Genomic DNA, 16,963 nt, shown 5'->3' with positions numbered 1-16,963 from the left:
CTGCTCGGGTTGAGCCGGTAGCGGGCCCGCTCAAGACGTAGCCCGGGCCTGGCGTCAGTTCGGCCCACTGTGGCGACGAACGCCTGTTGCCTGCTGCACCGTCTGGGTTGCAATGCTGCCTGGCACCGGAAACACCACCAAGTGATCGGCTTTTACTGCGATGCCCACCTCTTCTCCTGGCTGACGATCCACATGGCTGGTGAAGATCGCTTCGAGCTGGCTGCCGGTGGGGAGTTGCAGGCGGTACAAGGTCGAGGCGCCGAGAAAACTCTTGCCCACGATCACTGCGCGCAACGGGCTGTCGGGGGCATGCACGATGTCATCCGGACGTAGCAACACATCCACCGAGCTGCCGGCAGCCATGCGATAGGCGCGGTTGCCTCGTAGCTCGCCCAGCTCGGTGCTGACGGCTTCCACACTGGTCATCTGGCCACGGATAAAATAGCCCTGGCCGATGAAACTGGCCACGAAAGGTGTCTGCGGTTCATGGTACAGGTTGTAGGGTGTATCCCACTGCTCAAGCCGGCCTTCCTTGAACACCCCAACCTGATCGCTGACCGCGAAGGCTTCTTCCTGATCATGGGTGACCAGGATGGCGCTGGTACCGCGCTGCTTGAGGATATCCCGCACCTCGTGGCTGAGCCTGCGACGAAGCTCCACGTCAAGGTTGGAAAACGGCTCGTCCAGAAGCAGCAATTGCGGCTCTGGCGCCAACGCCCGTGCCAGTGCCACCCGCTGCTGCTGGCCGCCGGACAGCTCGTGAGGGTAACGGCCACCAAGCCCACCCAGCTTGACCAGGTCCAGCATCTCGTCGATGACCGCCGCCTGGCGCGGGTGCTTGGCGATGCCGAAGGCGATGTTCTGCGCCACCGTCAGATGGGGGAACAGGGCATAGTCCTGAAACACCATGCCGATGCGGCGCTTCTCCGGCGCCAGGGTGAAACCGGCCTTGGAAATGACGTTGCCGGCCAGTTGGATTTCGCCTTCGTGCACCGGCTCGAAACCTGCGATGGCTCGCAAGGTCGTGGTCTTGCCGCAGCCGGACGAGCCCAGCAGGCAGCCAATGTCGCCTGCATTCAGATGCAGGTTCAGGTTCTGGACGATGCGCTGGTCGCCATAGCCGCAGGCAAGGTTGCGCAGGTTGAGCAGTAGAGGTTGACTCATGCGTGGTGGTAAGCCGGTTCGACAAGAAATTCCAGGAGTGCCTTTTGTGCATGCAGACGGTTCTCAGCTTGATCCCAGGCGACCGAACGGGGGTCATCGAGCAGATCATGGCTGATTTCCTCGCCACGGTGGGCGGGCAGACAATGCATGAACAAGACGTCGGGTGCTGCCAGGTCGAGCATGTCGCGGGTGACCTGGTACGGCGCGAAATGCGCCAGGCGACGAGCAGTTTCCTCCTCCTGGCCCATGGAAGTCCAGACGTCGGTGGTCACCAAGTGAGCACCTTTTACCGCTTCACGGGGATCGCGCACGATCTGCACGTGCTCAGCGCCGATGGCCAGGAACCGTGGGTCGGGCTCATATCCCTCGGGGCAGGCGATGCGCAGCTGGAAACCGAATTGCCGGGCCGCTTCGATGTACGAGTTGCACATGTTGAAGCCGTCGCCGATCCACGCGACGGTCTTGCCCTCGATTGCCCCACGGTGCTCGAGGAACGTCTGCATGTCGGCCAGAAGCTGACAGGGGTGCGACTCGTCCGACAGGGCGTTGATCACCGGTACGCGGGACTTGGCGGCAAAGTCAGTCAGGGTGCTGTGGGCGTGGGTCCGTATCATCACCACGTCGAGCATGCTCGACAGGACGATGGCGCTGTCGCCGATCGGCTCGCCCCGGCCCAGTTGGGTATCGCGCGGGGACAGGAAAATGGCCTGGCCGCCAAGCTGAATCATCCCGGCTTCGAACGACACGCGGGTGCGGGTCGACGATTTTTCGAAGATCATGCCCAGCACACGGCTCTTCAGCGGCTCGAACAGCACGCCCCGCTTGCGCAGGTCCTTCAGCTCGATGCCGCGGCGGATCACCCCGAGCAATTCGTCGGTGGTGAAGTCCAGCAGGGAGAGAAAGTGCCTAGCGCTCATGATTGACTACCTTATCTGCAACAGTATGCAGGCCGACCGTGCGGTTTTTTTTGACAACGGCGGTGACCTGCGGCGTAAGCCGCACGGGGCGGACGAATAGGGAAAGGCGCAATACTATAATTAAATGTCGCCTGAAACCAAGGGGTGAAACCGCTTGGCACCCCCGGCGATGTTGCAAGGGGTTTCGCAGGGCACTGTATCGCTGTGTTTTATTTGCTACGGCTGTTTGTACACGGCTTGAGGGCACATTGGCAAACGGGCAGGGCCTGCTGTATGAGTGATAAAGACCAATTCACACCGCGAAGCACGCTGGCTCCTGTACAAGGCTGAGTTCATAGTCGAGCCATCAAGACAATGAGGCATGCGGCCATGACCCGTACCCTGCACCACCGTGCTTGCCACCTGTGTGAAGCCATTTGTGGTTTGAACATCGTGCTGAGCCACTCGCCTGGCGAACCTGCCCGGATCGAGTCCATCAAAGGCGATCCTCAGGACCCCTTCAGCCGCGGCCATGTCTGCCCCAAGGCGGTGGCACTGCAGGATATCCAGAATGATCCTGACCGGCTGCGCCAACCCCACCGGCGCGTGGGCGACCAGTGGCAGGCGATTGGCTGGGAGGAGGCATTTGAGCTGGCCGCCGAGCGCCTTTGGCGCGTGCAGCAGGCCCACGGCAATAATGCGGTTGCCGTGTATCAAGGCAACCCGAGTGTGCACAACTATGGGTTGATGACCCATGGCAACTACTTTTTAGGGCTGTTGAAGACCCGCAATCGCTATTCCGCCACATCTGTGGACCAACTGCCCCAGCACCTGGTCAGCCACCTGATGTATGGCCATGGGCTGCTCCTGCCGATTCCGGACATCGACCACACCGATTTCATGCTGGTACTGGGCGGCAACCCCGTGGCCTCGAATGGCAGCATCATGACGGTCCCGGATGTGGAGAAACGCCTCAAGGCCTTGCAGGCCAGGGGCGGACGTCTGGTGGTGATCGATCCGCGGCGCACTGAAACTGCGGTCATCGCAGACAACCATTTATTCATTCGGCCGGGCGGCGACGCGGCCTTGTTGTGCGGGCTGCTCAATACCCTGTTCGAGGAGGGCCTGACACGCGGCTCGCATCTGCCGATTACCGGGCTGGCCGATGTCCGCGCCGCCCTGGCTCCCATGACGGCCGAGGACATGAGCGGCCTGTGCGGCATCTCGGCGCAGGCCATTCGCCAGTTGGCGCGTGATTTCGCCGCCGCCGACAAGGCGGTGTGTTACGGGCGTATGGGGGTATCGACCCAAGTGTTCGGCACGCTCTGTCACTGGCTGGTGCAACTGATCAACCTGGTCACCGGTAACCTTGATCGCAAGGGCGGGGCACTGTGTACCGAACCTGCGGTGGACGTGGTGGCGAGCACTTCGGGTGGCCACTTCAACGCCTGGCAGAGTCGGGTCTCGGGCCTGCCAGAGTACGCCGGAGAACTGCCGGTGGCGGCGCTTGCCGAGGAGATGCTGACCCCGGGTGAGGGGCAGGTCCGCGCCCTGGTCACGGTCGCGGGCAATCCCGTACTGTCGACGCCCAACGGGCGGCAATTGGACAGGGCACTGTCGGCGCTCGACTTCATGCTCAGTATCGACCTGTACATCAACGAAACCACGCGCCATGCCGATCTGATCCTGCCATCGACTTCAGCCCTGGAAAACGATCACTACGACACCACCTTCAACCTGCTGGCGGTCCGCAATGTGAGCCGGTTCAACCGAGCGATTCTGCCCAGGCCCGAGGGCGCCCTGCACGACTGGGAAATCTTCGTCGGCCTGGCCAAGGCGTATGCGCGCCGTGCCGGACGTGAGCTGCCGCCGACCGTAGCGCCAGCGCAGATGATCGACAAAGCCTTGCGCGGTGGGCGTTATGGACAGGCGACGCCCTGGCAGCTGTCACTCGAAACCCTCGATGCACACCCTCATGGGTTGGACCTGGGCCCCTTGCAGGCCAACCTTGCCCATCGCCTGGGCACGGCGAGCAAAACCGTCGAGGCAGCGCCGCGTGTGCTGCTCGATGACCTGCAGCGCCTGGCCCGGCAGGCGCCGCCAGAAACCGGGCAACTGCTGCTCATAGGGCGGCGTCACGTACGCAGCAACAACTCCTGGATGCACAACTATCACAGGCTGGTCAAAGGGAAACCGCGCCATCACTTGTTGATGCACCCCGATGACCTGCGCCAGCGCCAACTGCAGGATGGCCAGCAGGTCAGGGTCAGCTCGCGAGCAGGGGCGGTGCAGGTGCAGGTACAGGCGTGCGAAAGCATGATGCCAGGGGTGATAAGCCTGCCCCATGGCTTCGGGCATGGTCGTTACGGTGTGCGCCTTCAGACCGCCCAGGCACAGCCCGGCGTCAGCGCCAACGATCTCACTGACGAGCTGCTGCGCGACTCGGTCTGCGGCAATGCTGCGCTCAATGGCGTTCCAGTGCACGTGGAAGCCGCTTGAGCTTTGGCAAGGCCGAGCATGCAGCTCGGCTTTCCGTTACAATGCGTCACCGTGCCGACGCCCGTGTCGGAAAGTCAAGCCGAGGTGCTACATGGATATCATCGAAACGATCAAAGAGCAGATTGCCAACAACACCATTCTGCTTTACATGAAGGGCTCGCCGAATGCGCCGCAGTGCGGCTTTTCGGCCCGTGCCTCCCAGGCAGTGATGGGTTGCGGCGAGAAGTTCGCCTACGTCGACATCCTGCAGAACCCGGAAATTCGCGCCAACCTGCCCAAATATGCCAACTGGCCAACCTTCCCCCAGCTGTGGGTCGGTGGTGAGCTGGTCGGCGGTAGCGACATCGTGCTGGAAATGTTCGAAAAGGGTGAGCTGCAGACCCTGATCAAGGATGCCGCTGCCAAGGCGAAGGCTGCCGAAGCGTAAAAATGCGCTTATAAAAAAACCCGCCATTGGCGGGTTTTTTTGTGTTGGGCGTCTTATTCTTCGCCCATCTGCGACTGCAGGTAATTTTCGATACCGATCTTGTCGATCAAGCCCAGCTGGGTTTCCAACCAGTCGATATGCTCTTCTTCGGACTCCAGGATATCTTCCAGGACGTCACGCGAACCAAAGTCACCTGCTGTTTCGCAGTGGGCAATGGCCGCCTTCAGGTCGATCAGGCCTTTCTGCTCGATGCGCAGGTCGCATTCGAGCATCTCCTTGGTGTGCTCGCCGATCAGCAGCTTGCCCAGGTCCTGAACATTGGGAATACCTTCGAGAAACAGAATACGCTTGATCAGTTTGTCAGCGTGCTTCATTTCGTCGATCGATTCTTTGTACTCGTGCTTGCCGAGTTTGTTCAGGCCCCAATCTTCGTACATGCGCGCATGCAGGAAATACTGGTTGATTGCGACCAGCTCGTTTCCGAGGATCTTGTTGAGATGCTGGATGACGCTGATGTCGCCTTTCATTGGGGTTCCTGCCCTGTCGAAGTGTGCCAATACAGGGAAGTTTGAGCCTGATGACCAAGCCTGTCAAACCTAAGTAATTGAATAATAAATGAAAATTAATAGGAATAAGAATGTTTGTGAACCGCGTTGGTACGCTAACTTGTTGAATTAAGGCGAAAAAAAACCGGACACAGGGTCCGGTTTTCGTCATTCCGTATATCAGGCAGCGGTAAATTCCACTGGGTAGGGCAGGGCGGCCTGGCTGACCTGAAGCGTGGTCAATGTTTCGCGCACCACCTCCTTGGCCAGGCAAGCGCATTTGCCACACTGGCTGGCGACGTTGGTCGCGGCTCGGACTTCCTTGTAGCTGCAGCATCCTTCATAGATCGCATCGCGGATCTGTCCGTCGGTGACGCCGACACAAAGACACACATACATAGGGCTGACCATCGCTGGCGGGTTCGATGGGTTGGAGCTTAATGTGAATGAGAATGCTTGTCAAAGTGGTTTCAGAAGGCATTCGCCCCGAGTGACCAACGGTCGCGCGCTCAGCATTCGGCCTGCCACCGTAACCTGTGTATGATGGTCAACCTTTGTTGCATGTCGGGTCGGCGACTCGGCCCGGCAATGGTTCTTCACTCACATCAGGAGATAACAATGAGCGTACTCGTTGGCAAGAAAGCCCCCGATTTCACCGTACCTGCCGTACTGGGCAGCGGCGAGATCGTCGACAGCTTCAACCTGGCCTCGGCCATCAAGGGCAAGTACGGCCTGGTGTTCTTCTACCCGCTGGACTTCACCTTCGTCTGCCCGTCCGAGCTGATTGCTCTGGACAATCGCATTCCTGACTTCCAGGCGCGCAACGTGGAAGTGATCGGCGTATCGATCGATTCGCACTTCACCCACAACGCATGGCGCAACACCCCCGTCAACAACGGCGGCATCGGCCCGGTCAAGTACACCCTGGCTGCCGACATGACCCACGAAATCTGCAAGGCCTACGACGTAGAGTCCGAAGGCGGCGTGGCCTTCCGTGGCGCCTTCCTGATCGACACCAACGGTGTCGTGCGCTCGCAGATCATCAACGACCTGCCGCTGGGCCGTAACATGGACGAGCTGCTGCGCCTGGTCGACGCCCTGCAGTTCCACGAAGAGCACGGCGAAGTCTGCCCTGCCAACTGGAAAAAAGGCGACAAGGGCATGAACGCATCGCCAGAAGGCGTTGCTGCCTACCTGAGCGAGAACGCCGGCAAGCTGTAAGCCCGCGTCGAGCAAAAAAAACCGGCCTTCATGGCCGGTTTTTTTTGCCAGCCGCACGGGCTGGCTTTAGCGCTGAAACGCGCGGATCAATCCTGTCGCCAGCCGCCCATGTCTTTCCAGCGGTTGACGATACCGCAGAACAGCTCAGCCGTTTTTTCGGTGTCGTAGCGTGCCGAGTGCGCCTCGCGACCATCGAAATCGATGTCAGCGCTCTGGCAGGCGCGAGCCAGCACGGTCTGCCCATAGGCGAGCCCTGCCAGGGTGGCCGTGTCGAAGCTCGAGAACGGGTGGAACGGGTTACGCTTGAGGTCGTTGCGCGCTACCGCCGCGTTAAGGAAACCCAGGTCGAAACTGCTGTTGTGGCCCACCAGGATGGCGCGCTTGCAACCATTGGCCTTGAGCGCCTTGCGGATGCCTCGGAAGATATCCGTCAGGGCCGTTTCCTCGCTCACCGCCATGCGCAGCGGGTGGTCGAGTTTGATGCCGGTGAACTCCAGCGCCGCGGCCTCGATGTTGGCGCCTTCGAAGGGCTCTACCCGGTGAAAATAGGTATGTTCGGGGAACAGAAAACCCTTTTCGTCCATGCCAATGGTGACGGCAGCAATTTCCAGCAAGGCGTCGGTGGCGCTATTGAAACCACCCGTCTCCACATCCACCACCACGGGCAGGTAACCCCGAAAGCGTTCGGCCATCGGGTGACGGTGACCACCGCTGCCAGAGGATTCAAGTTCATCTTCGTACAGGTCTTCGCTCACGCGTGTTCCTCCAGCAGGCGCCAGCGCAGTGTTTCCCCGGCGCGAAGCGGAATCACGGTTTGCTCACCGAAGGGCAGGCTTTCTGGGGCCGTCCATTGATCACGAACCAGGGTGATGGTGTCGGTGTTGGCTGGCAAGCCGTAGAAAGCAGGACCGTGCAGGCTGGCAAAGCCTTCGAGCTTGTCCAGAGCGTTGCGCTGTTCGAACGCCTCTGCATAGAGCTCGATGGCCGCATAGGCGGTGTAGCAGCCAGCGCATCCACACGCCGCTTCCTTGGCGTGGCGGGCGTGGGGAGCCGAGTCGGTGCCGAGGAAGAACTTCGGGTTGCCGCTGGTGGCGGCGTCGAGCAACGCCACCTGATGCGTGTTGCGCTTGAGGATGGGCAGGCAATAGAAATGCGGCCGTATGCCGCCCACCAGCATATGGTTGCGGTTGTACAGCAAGTGCTGCGCGGTGATGGTGGCGCCAACGTTGGCCGAAGCCTCGGTCACGAACTGGGCCGCATTGCTGGTGGTAATGTGCTCGAAGACCACCTTGAGCGAGGGGAAGCGCTCGACCAGGCGGCGCATATGCTCGTCGATGAAGCGCTTTTCACGGTCGAACACGTCGATCTCGCTGCGCGTGACTTCGCCGTGCACCAGCAATGGCATGCCGACTTCAGCCAGCGCCTCGATAGCCGGGAAAATATTGTCGATGCTGGTCACGCCAGAATCGGAATTGGTGGTGGCGCCTGCCGGGTAGAGCTTGGCGGCGTGCACGATACCGCTAGCCTTGGCATCTCGGATGTCTTGTGGGGTGGTGCGGTCGGTGAGATACAGTACCATCAACGGCTCAAACCGACTGCCAGCCGGGCGAGCAGCCAGAATACGGTCACGATAGGCCCCGGCTTCGGCGGCATTGCGCACCGGCGGCACCAGGTTGGGCATGATGATGGCACGGGCGAAGGTGCGCGCCACATCACTAACGGTGTGAGGCAGGACGGCACCATCACGCAGATGGATGTGCCAGTCGTCGGGGCGCAGAAGGGTCAGGCGATCGGACATTGAGGATTCCAGGCGGGTCGAACTCAAGCCGTAATGCTACCGGAAAAGCCCCTCCAGAGCACAGGTATCAAGTTTTCCCGCGGCCGCCCGATAGTGTAAAGGTGAGTGTCGAATTATGTGGAGCCCGCCGTGCGCCAGCGTTACCTAGCCCTGTTTATCGTGTTTGCCAGCGTGCCGGCCGGTGCCTTGACGTTTCAGACACGCATGGAGCGCATTGCCTGGACGGTGGAGGGTGACGCGTTCGAATGCCGGCTGACCCAGCCGATAGACGGTTTCGGAAGCGGTGAGTTCGTACGCCGTGCCGGTGAGCAACCGGTGTTCCGCCTGCGCTCACAAACCAATGCGATGGGTGCCGGCGGTGCCGCCTTGCTGGCTGCTGCAGCGCCCTGGCAACCTGGGCGCGGGGACATCAACCTGGGCAATGTGCGCATGGCACGTACCGGCGTGCTGTTCAACTCCTCCCAAGGCCAGGCCAGCCGCTTGATCAACGGCCTGCTCGATGGCCGCAGCGCCGTGGTGCGCAACTTCGCCGGGGAGGGCGGGCGGGCAATGGAAGTGCGCGTGCTGCCGGTCAGTTTCGCCAAGGCCTACAGTGACTACCAGGCCTGCGCCAGCAAGCTGTTGCCGATGAACTACGACCAGGTGCGTCAGACCCAGGTGGGCTTCCCCGGTGGCGGCATCGTGCTGGATCAGGCGGCCAAGACCCGCCTCGATGTGCTGCTCGAATACATGAAGGCCGACCCCAGCGTCAATCAGGTGGCCTTGGACGGGCATTCCGACAACAGCGGCAATCGGTTGACCAACCGCGACCTGTCCCGCCGGCGGGCACTGGCGGTCGCCGATTACCTCATGGCCCACGGCGTGCCTGAAAGCCAGATAACCGTGCGTTTCCACGGCGAGCGTTATCCGCTGGTCAAGAACAACAGCGCCGGCAATCGCGCCCGTAACCGGCGGGTCAACATCGAACTTGAGCGAGGCCCTGCCCAGGCGCAGCCCACGCAAAAGGCGGTCGAGGCCCCCGCTGCCTCCGCTGCCTCCGCTGCCCCGGCGCAGGCTGCAAGTGCCACCAAGTCGGTCCCGGACAAACCCGCCACTGCCAAGTAGCGGCCGTCGCGCCATCGACAATTCTTGTCGCTTTGTCGTCAGAAGCTGTCGCGCCTCTATAAATTGAGCCTCAACGCCGTTAGAATCGGGCCTTTTCCGTACAACCCCGTGGAGTGATGGCATGGCGGACGTAAAAAAGGTCGTACTGGCGTATTCCGGCGGCCTTGATACTTCGGTGATTCTCAAGTGGCTGCAAGATACCTACAACTGCGAAGTGGTGACGTTCACCGCCGACCTGGGGCAGGGTGAAGAGGTCGAGCCGGCGCGTGCCAAGGCTCAGGCAATGGGCGTCAAAGAAATCTACATCGACGATTTGCGCGAAGAATTCGTGCGCGATTTCGTATTCCCGATGTTCCGCGCCAACACCGTGTATGAGGGCGAGTACCTGCTGGGTACTTCCATTGCCCGTCCGCTGATCGCCAAGCGTCTGATCGAAATCGCCAACGAAACCGGTGCCGACGCCATCTCCCACGGCGCTACCGGCAAAGGCAACGACCAGGTTCGTTTCGAACTGGGCGCCTATGCCCTCAAGCCCGGCGTCAAGGTCATCGCGCCATGGCGTGAATGGGATCTGCTCTCGCGCGAGAAACTGATGGACTACGCCGAGAAGCACGGTATCCCGATCGAGCGTCATGGCAAGAAGAAGTCGCCGTACTCGATGGACGCCAACCTGCTGCACATCTCCTATGAAGGCGGTGTGCTGGAAGATACCTGGACCGAGCATGAAGAAGACATGTGGCGTTGGAGCGTTTCGCCCGAAAACGCCCCAGACCAGGCAACCTACCTTGAGCTGACCTACCGCAACGGCGACATCGTCGCAATTGACGGCGTAGAGAAGAGCCCGGCCACCGTGCTGGCCGATCTGAACCGTATCGGCGGCGCCAACGGCATCGGTCGACTGGACATCGTCGAAAACCGCTACGTGGGCATGAAGTCGCGTGGCTGCTACGAGACCCCTGGCGGCACCATTATGCTCAAGGCGCACCGCGCCATCGAGTCGATCACCCTGGACCGCGAAGTCGCTCACCTCAAAGACGAGCTGATGCCCAAGTACGCCAGCCTGATCTACACCGGTTACTGGTGGAGCCCGGAGCGGGTCATGCTCCAGCAGATGATCGACGCGTCCCAGGTCAATGTGAACGGTGTCGTACGCCTGAAGCTCTACAAGGGCAACGTTACCGTGGTCGGCCGCAAATCCGACGATTCGCTGTTCGATGCCAACATCGCCACCTTCGAAGAAGACGGCGGTGCCTACAACCAGGAAGACGCGGCGGGCTTCATCAAGCTCAATGCGCTGCGTATGCGTATCGCTGCGAACAAGGGCCGCTCGTTGCTCTGATTCAGCACGCCGTTCTGCAAATACCCGGCCTAGTGCCGGGTTTTTTGCCTTTACTCGAGGGGGCTGACTGAAAGCCGGACACATTGTCCTCTTGGCACATTGCAGAACTGCCAGGTGCGAGCCGGCTCTGGCGCTTGGGCGAGCGCTTGCAACACCTCCTTTTCCATTAACTGATTTGCCTCTGGCCCGCTGAACATGAAGGTCACCGGCTCGCCGTGCACGATTGCGCTTGCGGTTGGCAGGGTCGTGGACGTGATCTTCCGCGCGCTCTGCGCACTGTCCACGGATTCGATACGCGATCCAGCAGGCGTATAGAAAGACTTGTAATTGAAGTTCAGCGTCAAGAAGAACAGGGCGGTCAGGAAGAAGGGAAAACCAACCAGGAACCATGTATACAGCGTCTGGCTGGCTTCGCTGAGAAAGGGCAAGGTAGCCAGGGCGGAGGCTTCGATTATGCCCGCAAAGATAGCGACGATTGTCAGCGGAGCAACGGGTTGTGCTTGATTCATGGAGCCTTCTCCTGCGCTTTCGTACATCTATAACCTAGGTCCTTGCTCAGCTAAACCCTGCACTGTTTCCCATGCCGGGCCTGCGCCTGCCAAGCGCTTCAAGCGTCACGACAACGGTGTCAGTGTTTGATGTAAAAGTTGTCGGGAGTTGCCCTCTAAGGGAGTTCTTATCCGCTTTTATTAATTAGCTTGTAACAACTCTTCATCTTGTGTGTAGGAAACTTCCGTAAGTTTAGTAAGCCGTGTCTGTACGTCCGTTTCTAGGCGAAAACGCCGCGCCATGAGTTCTTCTCTCGGTTATCGTGGCCTGCCAATGCAACAGCAATGAATGGATATCGCATGAACAAAGTGCTTATCGTAGATGATCACCCTGTGATACGTCTGGCCGTACGCATGCTGATGGAGCGGCATGGGTACGATGTCGTCGCTGAAACGGACAACGGAGTGGCCGCGCTGCAACTGACACGGCAACATCTTCCCGATATCGTCGTGCTGGACATCGGCATACCCAAGCTCGACGGCCTCGAAGTCATAGCCCGCATGGCCAGTTCAAGCCCATGCAGCAAAGTACTGGTACTGACCTCCCAGGCGCCCGGCAACTTCTCGATGCGGTGCATGCAGGCAGGGGCGGCAGGGTACGTGTGCAAGCAACAGGAACTGACCGAACTGCTCAGCGCGATCAAGGCGGTGTTGTCGGGCTATAGCTACTTCCCCAACCAGGCGCTGCACGCCTCGCGAGGGCGCAGCGGCGGCAGTGAAGCGGAAATGGTCAACCGCCTTTCGGCAAGGGAGATGACAGTGCTTCAGCAATTGGCGCGGGGCCGGTCGAATAAGGAAATCGCCGACAGCATGTACCTGAGCAACAAGACGGTCAGTACTTACAAATCTCGGTTGCTGCTCAAGCTCAACGCGCGGTCATTGGTGGACTTGATCGAACTGGCACAGCGACACGGGTTGAACTGATGGTATGCAGAGCCTCCTGCAGGAGGGCTCTGCACCGAATTCGAGGCCTGAACGGAGAAGGAGCGGGTCTTTCGGAGGCCCGCCAGCCAGCACCTCCTAGAGATCGTAATCGAAATCGGCCAGTTGCCTTTGCAGTCGACGTTCTTCCAGCAGATTGTCGATGGTGCGACGCTTGCTCAGATTGGTTTTCGCCGGTTCTACTTGCGGCTCGACTTCTTCTTCAGCGGTCACAAAATCATCTTCAATCGTGAGGTCGTCTTTATCAGTGCTCATGAGTCGCTCCACGGCAAGGGCCAATGGCCGACCTTATAACCATAAAGTGGGCGCTGGTAAAAAAGATTTTTTCAATCGAAGCGCAATCTTTCTACTATTGCCTCAATCATCACTGGTCTTGTGCTTGAATTCACACAGGTCCTCGATTCGGCAGCTGCCGCACCTGGGCTTGCGGGCCTGACATACATAGCGTCCGTGCAGGATCAACCAATGGTGTGCGTCGAGCAAGTAATCCTTGGGGACGAACTTGAGCAGCTTTTTTTCCACCTCCAGCACCGTCTTGCCCGGAGCAATGCCCGTGCGATTGCTGACGCGGAAGATATGGGTATCCACTGCCATCGCCGGTTGGCGAAATGCCGTATTGAGCACTACGTTGGCTGTCTTGCGGCCAACGCCCGGCAAGGCTTCGAGGGCCTCGCGCGTGTCCGGCACCTGCCCGTCATGCCGCTCAATGAGTAGGCGACAGGCCTCGATGACGTTCTTGGCCTTGCTGTTGTAGAGCCCAATGGTCTTGATGTACTGGCTCAGTCCGTCGACTCCGAGCGCGTAGATAGCCTCAGGGGTGTTGGCAACTGGAAAAAGCCGCGCTGTGGCCTTGTTCACACCTACATCGGTGGATTGCGCGGAAAGGGTCACGGCTACCAACAGCTCGAAGGGTGTGGTGTAAGCCAGCTCGGTTTTGGGTGTCGGGTTGTCTTCGTGCAGTCGACGGAAGATTTCTCGACGTTTGACGGCATTCATGAATTCGTAGCGTTCCTGGAGAACGTGAGCAAGGCAGGCAAGGCGCAGCAGCCCGTGGCTGCGCGCCATCGTCGCAAGGCGGGGCCTGATGCAGGTCCCGCTTGTGGGTCACTTGATGCGCTGACCGGGCTTGGCGCCGCTGTCGGGGCTGAGCAGGTAGATTTCTTCACCGCCAGGGCCGGCGGCCATCACCATTCCCTCGGAAACCCCAAAGCGCATTTTACGTGGCTTGAGGTTGGCGACCATCATGGTCAGCCGGCCTTCGAGCTGAGCGGGGTCAGGGTAGGCTGACTTGATGCCGGAGAAGACGTTGCGGCGCTCATCACCGATGTCCAGGGTCAACTGCAGCAGCTTGTCAGCACCCGGTACGGCCTCGGCCTTGACGATCAGTGCCACGCGCAGGTCGACAGCGGCAAAGGTGTCGAAGTCGACTTCCGCCGACAGCGGGTCCTTGTGCAGCTCGCCATTACCCACAGGTGCCTTGGGCTCCTCGGCGGCCAACAGGTCCTCCTTGCTGGCCGCGATCATGTCTTGCACCTTGGCAGGTTCAATGCGGCTGAGCAGGGCCTTGAACGGGTTGAGTGAGTGATTTTCCAGGCGCGAACGGTGATCGTCCCAGGTCAAGGGGGCCACATTCAGGAAGGCCTCGGCATCGGCCGCAAGCACTGGCAGCACAGGCTTGAGGAAGATCACCAACTGACGGAACAGGTTGATGCCCTGGGCGCAGATGGCTTGCACCTCGTCTTGCCTGCCTTCCTGCTTGGCCAGCGACCAAGGCGCTTTTTCGGCAATCCAGGCATTGGCGCGGTCGGCCAGTGCCATGATCTCACGCATGGCGCGTGCGAAGTCTCGGCCCTCGTAGGCCTCGGCAATGGACGGTGCAGCTGCCAGGAAGGCTTCGGTCAGCTCTGGAGCTGCATCACCGGCCACCATCACGCCGTCGTTGCCTTTATGGATGAACCCGGCACACCGGCTGGCGATGTTGACCACCTTGCCCACCAGGTCGGAGTTGACCTTCTGCACAAAGTCCTCAAGATTCAGGTCCAGGTCATCGACCCCGCGACCGAGTTTGGCGGCATAGTAGTAACGCAGGTATTCGGGTTGCAAATGGTCGAGGTAGGTACGGGCCTTGATAAACGTGCCCCGCGACTTGGACATCTTCGCACCGTTGACGGTGAGGTAGCCGTGCACGTTGACCGCGGTCGGCTTGCGCAAGCCAGCGCCTTCGAGCATGGCGGGCCAGAACAGGGCGTGGAAATTGACGATGTCCTTGCCGATGAAGTGGTAAAGCTCAGCGCTGGAGCCCTGGTTCCAGAAGGCATCGAAGTTCAGGTCCGGGCGACGCGCGCACAGGTTCTTGAAGCTCGCCATGTAGCCGATCGGCGCGTCCAGCCAGACGTAGAAGAACTTGCCAGGCTCGCCAGGGATCTCGAAACCGAAATAAGGCGCGTCCCGGGAGATGTCCCACTCCTGCAGACCGGCATCCAGCCATTCGGCGAGCTTGTTGGCCACGGCGTCCTGCAACGTGCCGCTGCGCGTCCACTGCTGGAGCATGGCCTGGAAGTCGGGCAGCTTGAAGAAGAAGTGCTGGGAGTCGCGCAGCACCGGTGTAGCCCCTGAAATAGCAGACTTGGGGTCTTTCAATTCGGTCGGTGCATAGGTCGCGCCGCATTTTTCGCAGTTGTCGCCATACTGGTCTTCGGCCGCGCACTTCGGGCACGTGCCCTTGATGAAGCGGTCTGCCAGGAACATGCCCTTTTCAGGGTCGAAGTATTGGGTCACCGAGCGAGTGGAGATATGCCCCGCCTCGCGCAGCCGGGTATAGATCATGCCCGACAGCTCGCGGTTTTCTTCGCTGTGGGTGGAGTGGAAATTATCGAAGTCCACCAGGAAATCGGCAAAGTCGGCGCTGTGCTCGGCCTGTACGTTGGCGATCAGTTGCTCTGGCGTGATGCCTTCCTTTTCGGCTCGCAGCATGATGGCCGAGCCGTGCGCATCATCGGCACAGACATAGATGCACTGATTGCCGCGCAGCTTTTGAAAGCGGACCCACATGTCTGTCTGGATGTACTCGAGCATATGGCCAAGATGGATGGATCCATTGGCATAGGGCAGGGCGCTGGTGACGAGAATCTGACGTGGCTCGGACATGGTGGCTCGGCTACTTATCTGGCGACGGGTGAAAATGAGGATGATCGGCCACTATAAAGGGCTGACGAATATATTTCACCCCGCGCACGCATCTGCTGACGATTGACGGGTTAGGATAGGCGCTTGTTTTACATTCAGTTTGCCAATGGGAGTGTCCATGAGTGCCCTCAATCGCGCCGCCATCGAAGGCGTGCTTCGCCAGTACACCGACCCCTATCTCGACCAGGATCCGGTCACTGCCGGTTGCGTGAGTGCCATCGAAATCCAGGATGGGTGTGTCAGCGTACAGATGCAGCTCGGCTATGCCGCAGGCCTGTTCAAGCAGGGCTGGGCGCAGGTGCTGGAAACGGCGATCGGTAACCTTGAGGGTGTGACCCGCGCACAGGTGAGCATCGAGTGCGTGATCGCGGCCCACAAGGGCCAGGCCCAAGTGCCCGGCATGGCCAACGTCAAGAACGTCATCGCCGTGGCATCGGGCAAGGGCGGCGTGGGCAAATCCACCACCGCCGCCAACCTGGCGCTTGCACTGGCCCGTGAGGGTGCGCGCGTAGGCATCCTCGATGCGGATATCTACGGCCCCAGCCAAGGCGTGATGTTCGGCATCGCCGAAGGTACGCGGCCGCAGATTCGTGATCAGAAATGGTTCGTGCCTATCCAGGCCCATGGGGTCGAAGTGATGTCGATGGCATTCCTGACCGATGACAATACCCCGATGGTGTGGCGCGGCCCCATGGTCTCGGGGGCGCTGCTGCAGTTGGTAACCCAGACGGCCTGGAATGATCTCGATTACCTGGTCATCGACATGCCGCCTGGCACCGGCGATATCCAGCTGACGCTGGCGCAGAAAGTGCCGGTGGCAGGTTCGGTCATCGTGACCACGCCCCAGGACCTGGCGCTGCTCGATGCCAGAAAAGGCGTGGAAATGTTCCGCAAGGTCAACATCCCGGTGTTAGGCGTGGTCGAGAACATGGCTGTACACATCTGTTCGAACTGCGGCCACGCTGAGCACCTGTTCGGCGAGGGTGGCGGTGAGAAACTCGCCAGCCAGTACGGCGTCGATCTGCTGGCGTCGTTGCCGCTTTCGATGTTGATCCGCGAGCAGGCCGACAACGGCAAGCCTACGGCCATCGCCGAGCCTGAGAGCCAGATCGCCATGGTGTACCAGGAGCTGGCGCGCAAGGTGGGGGCACGTATCGTACTGCGTGAGGCGGCAGCGCCAGCGATGCCGAGCATCACCATCAGCGAAGACTAGTCGGCTGTAGTACCGCAGCCTTTCAGATCAAGACCAGAGGGCGGCTCGGTGAGCCGCTCGTGCTGACAGGTCGTGCTCAGA

17 protein-coding genes are annotated in these 16,963 nt (G+C 60.2%); 7 read left to right on the top strand and 10 right to left on the bottom strand.

All coding sequences use genetic code 11. The features are described from left to right. Positions 1-54 precede the first annotated feature (54 nt). Both ACF8E5_RS16885 and argF read right to left on the bottom strand, forming a co-directional pair. Positions 55-1,164, bottom strand: a complete 1,110-nt coding sequence (locus ACF8E5_RS16885; RefSeq protein WP_058605179.1) for an ABC transporter ATP-binding protein — start codon at positions 1,162-1,164, stop codon at positions 55-57. Then, complete coding sequence (gene argF, locus ACF8E5_RS16880; RefSeq protein WP_058605178.1) at positions 1,161-2,081, bottom strand: ornithine carbamoyltransferase; 921 nt, start codon at positions 2,079-2,081, stop codon at positions 1,161-1,163. The genes ACF8E5_RS16885 and argF overlap by 4 nt, the downstream gene beginning before the upstream one ends. 369 nt (positions 2,082-2,450) lie before the next feature. Between argF and ACF8E5_RS16875 the strand changes: the two genes are divergently transcribed. Beyond that, positions 2,451-4,559, top strand: a complete 2,109-nt coding sequence (locus tag ACF8E5_RS16875) for a molybdopterin-dependent oxidoreductase (protein ID WP_392475563.1) — start codon at positions 2,451-2,453, stop codon at positions 4,557-4,559. A gap of 91 nt (positions 4,560-4,650) precedes the next feature. Beyond that, on the top strand, positions 4,651-4,986 hold the full coding sequence (grxD, locus tag ACF8E5_RS16870) for a Grx4 family monothiol glutaredoxin (protein ID WP_023535214.1): 336 nt from the start codon (positions 4,651-4,653) through the stop codon (positions 4,984-4,986). Between the two features lie 53 nt (positions 4,987-5,039). Here the strand turns inward: grxD and bfr are convergent, their stop codons facing one another. Both bfr and ACF8E5_RS16860 read right to left on the bottom strand, forming a co-directional pair. Continuing rightward, entirely contained in the window at positions 5,040-5,513 is a 474-nt protein-coding gene (gene bfr / locus ACF8E5_RS16865; RefSeq protein ID WP_058605176.1) for a bacterioferritin, read from the bottom strand. 198 nt (positions 5,514-5,711) lie between these two features. Then, positions 5,712-5,930, bottom strand: a complete 219-nt coding sequence (locus tag ACF8E5_RS16860; protein WP_196126859.1) for a bacterioferritin-associated ferredoxin — start codon at positions 5,928-5,930, stop codon at positions 5,712-5,714. A 219-nt stretch (positions 5,931-6,149) separates the two neighbouring features. On the opposite strand from ACF8E5_RS16860, the gene ACF8E5_RS16855 reads away from it, so the two are divergent. Then, positions 6,150-6,752 carry a peroxiredoxin gene (locus ACF8E5_RS16855; RefSeq protein WP_023535284.1) on the top strand — a complete coding sequence of 201 codons (603 nt, stop codon included), beginning with the start codon at positions 6,150-6,152 and terminating at the stop codon, positions 6,750-6,752. An 86-nt stretch (positions 6,753-6,838) separates the two neighbouring features. Here the strand turns inward: ACF8E5_RS16855 and rnt are convergent, their stop codons facing one another. Beyond that, the gene (gene rnt, locus ACF8E5_RS16850; protein WP_027915348.1) at positions 6,839-7,507 is read right to left on the bottom strand and encodes a ribonuclease T; all 669 of its coding nucleotides are present in this window, start codon (positions 7,505-7,507) and stop codon (positions 6,839-6,841) included. Beyond that, entirely contained in the window at positions 7,504-8,550 is a 1,047-nt protein-coding gene (gene pyrC, locus ACF8E5_RS16845) for a dihydroorotase (protein WP_392475562.1), read from the bottom strand. Before pyrC ends, rnt begins: the two co-directional genes overlap by 4 nt. A gap of 129 nt (positions 8,551-8,679) precedes the next feature. Here pyrC and ACF8E5_RS16840 point away from each other — a divergent pair, with 129 nt between their 5' ends. Beyond that, positions 8,680-9,654, top strand: a complete 975-nt coding sequence (locus ACF8E5_RS16840; protein WP_326383891.1) for an OmpA family protein — start codon at positions 8,680-8,682, stop codon at positions 9,652-9,654. Between the two features lie 121 nt (positions 9,655-9,775). After that, on the top strand, positions 9,776-10,993 hold the full coding sequence (locus ACF8E5_RS16835; RefSeq protein WP_058606061.1) for an argininosuccinate synthase: 1,218 nt from the start codon (positions 9,776-9,778) through the stop codon (positions 10,991-10,993). A 50-nt stretch (positions 10,994-11,043) separates the two neighbouring features. Here ACF8E5_RS16835 and ACF8E5_RS16830 read toward each other — a convergent pair whose 3' ends face one another. After that, complete coding sequence (locus ACF8E5_RS16830) at positions 11,044-11,502, bottom strand: hypothetical protein (protein WP_058637950.1); 459 nt, start codon at positions 11,500-11,502, stop codon at positions 11,044-11,046. A gap of 339 nt (positions 11,503-11,841) precedes the next feature. Here ACF8E5_RS16830 and ACF8E5_RS16825 point away from each other — a divergent pair, with 339 nt between their 5' ends. Then, positions 11,842-12,465, top strand: a complete 624-nt coding sequence (locus ACF8E5_RS16825) for a response regulator transcription factor (RefSeq protein ID WP_058637951.1) — start codon at positions 11,842-11,844, stop codon at positions 12,463-12,465. A 96-nt stretch (positions 12,466-12,561) separates the two neighbouring features. On the opposite strand, the gene ACF8E5_RS16820 is transcribed toward ACF8E5_RS16825, so the two are convergent. From ACF8E5_RS16820 to metG, 3 genes are all read right to left on the bottom strand, one after another. Beyond that, the gene (locus ACF8E5_RS16820) at positions 12,562-12,738 is read right to left on the bottom strand and encodes a PA3496 family putative envelope integrity protein (RefSeq protein WP_178091282.1); all 177 of its coding nucleotides are present in this window, start codon (positions 12,736-12,738) and stop codon (positions 12,562-12,564) included. Between the two features lie 102 nt (positions 12,739-12,840). Further along, complete coding sequence (gene nth / locus ACF8E5_RS16815; RefSeq protein WP_058637978.1) at positions 12,841-13,479, bottom strand: endonuclease III; 639 nt, start codon at positions 13,477-13,479, stop codon at positions 12,841-12,843. A 108-nt stretch (positions 13,480-13,587) separates the two neighbouring features. Beyond that, positions 13,588-15,630 carry a methionine--tRNA ligase gene (gene metG, locus ACF8E5_RS16810; protein WP_145256624.1) on the bottom strand — a complete coding sequence of 681 codons (2,043 nt, stop codon included), beginning with the start codon at positions 15,628-15,630 and terminating at the stop codon, positions 13,588-13,590. Between the two features lie 157 nt (positions 15,631-15,787). Here metG and apbC point away from each other — a divergent pair, with 157 nt between their 5' ends. Beyond that, positions 15,788-16,882, top strand: coding sequence for an iron-sulfur cluster carrier protein ApbC (gene apbC, locus ACF8E5_RS16805; RefSeq protein WP_058637953.1), 1,095 nt, complete (start codon positions 15,788-15,790; stop codon positions 16,880-16,882). Positions 16,883-16,963: the final 81 nt, after the last annotated feature.

Source organism: Pseudomonas sp. WSY_20, assembly GCF_043104335.1.
Taxonomy (GTDB): domain Bacteria; phylum Pseudomonadota; class Gammaproteobacteria; order Pseudomonadales; family Pseudomonadaceae; genus Aquipseudomonas; species Aquipseudomonas parafulva_B.
This window is presented reverse-complemented; position numbering and strand designations above follow the sequence as displayed.

Excerpts from the sequence above, each read along its gene's own strand:
- ACF8E5_RS16875 (WP_392475563.1), top strand. The coding sequence starts at position 2,451 with ATGACCCGTACCCTGCACCACCGTGCTTGCCACCTGTGTGAAGCCATT.
- ACF8E5_RS16830 (WP_058637950.1), bottom strand. The coding sequence starts at position 11,502 with ATGAATCAAGCACAACCCGTTGCTCCGCTGACAATCGTCGCTATCTTT.
- ACF8E5_RS16820 (WP_178091282.1), bottom strand. The coding sequence starts at position 12,738 with ATGAGCACTGATAAAGACGACCTCACGATTGAAGATGATTTTGTGACC.
- pyrC (WP_392475562.1), bottom strand. The coding sequence starts at position 8,550 with ATGTCCGATCGCCTGACCCTTCTGCGCCCCGACGACTGGCACATCCAT.
- ACF8E5_RS16885 (WP_058605179.1), bottom strand. The coding sequence starts at position 1,164 with ATGAGTCAACCTCTACTGCTCAACCTGCGCAACCTTGCCTGCGGCTAT.
- ACF8E5_RS16860 (WP_196126859.1), bottom strand. The coding sequence starts at position 5,930 with ATGTATGTGTGTCTTTGTGTCGGCGTCACCGACGGACAGATCCGCGAT.
- grxD (WP_023535214.1), top strand. The coding sequence starts at position 4,651 with ATGGATATCATCGAAACGATCAAAGAGCAGATTGCCAACAACACCATT.
- apbC (WP_058637953.1), top strand. The coding sequence starts at position 15,788 with ATGAGTGCCCTCAATCGCGCCGCCATCGAAGGCGTGCTTCGCCAGTAC.
- ACF8E5_RS16855 (WP_023535284.1), top strand. The coding sequence starts at position 6,150 with ATGAGCGTACTCGTTGGCAAGAAAGCCCCCGATTTCACCGTACCTGCC.
- bfr (WP_058605176.1), bottom strand. The coding sequence starts at position 5,513 with ATGAAAGGCGACATCAGCGTCATCCAGCATCTCAACAAGATCCTCGGA.
- argF (WP_058605178.1), bottom strand. The coding sequence starts at position 2,081 with ATGAGCGCTAGGCACTTTCTCTCCCTGCTGGACTTCACCACCGACGAA.
- nth (WP_058637978.1), bottom strand. The coding sequence starts at position 13,479 with ATGAATGCCGTCAAACGTCGAGAAATCTTCCGTCGACTGCACGAAGAC.
- ACF8E5_RS16825 (WP_058637951.1), top strand. The coding sequence starts at position 11,842 with ATGAACAAAGTGCTTATCGTAGATGATCACCCTGTGATACGTCTGGCC.
- ACF8E5_RS16835 (WP_058606061.1), top strand. The coding sequence starts at position 9,776 with ATGGCGGACGTAAAAAAGGTCGTACTGGCGTATTCCGGCGGCCTTGAT.
- metG (WP_145256624.1), bottom strand. The coding sequence starts at position 15,630 with ATGTCCGAGCCACGTCAGATTCTCGTCACCAGCGCCCTGCCCTATGCC.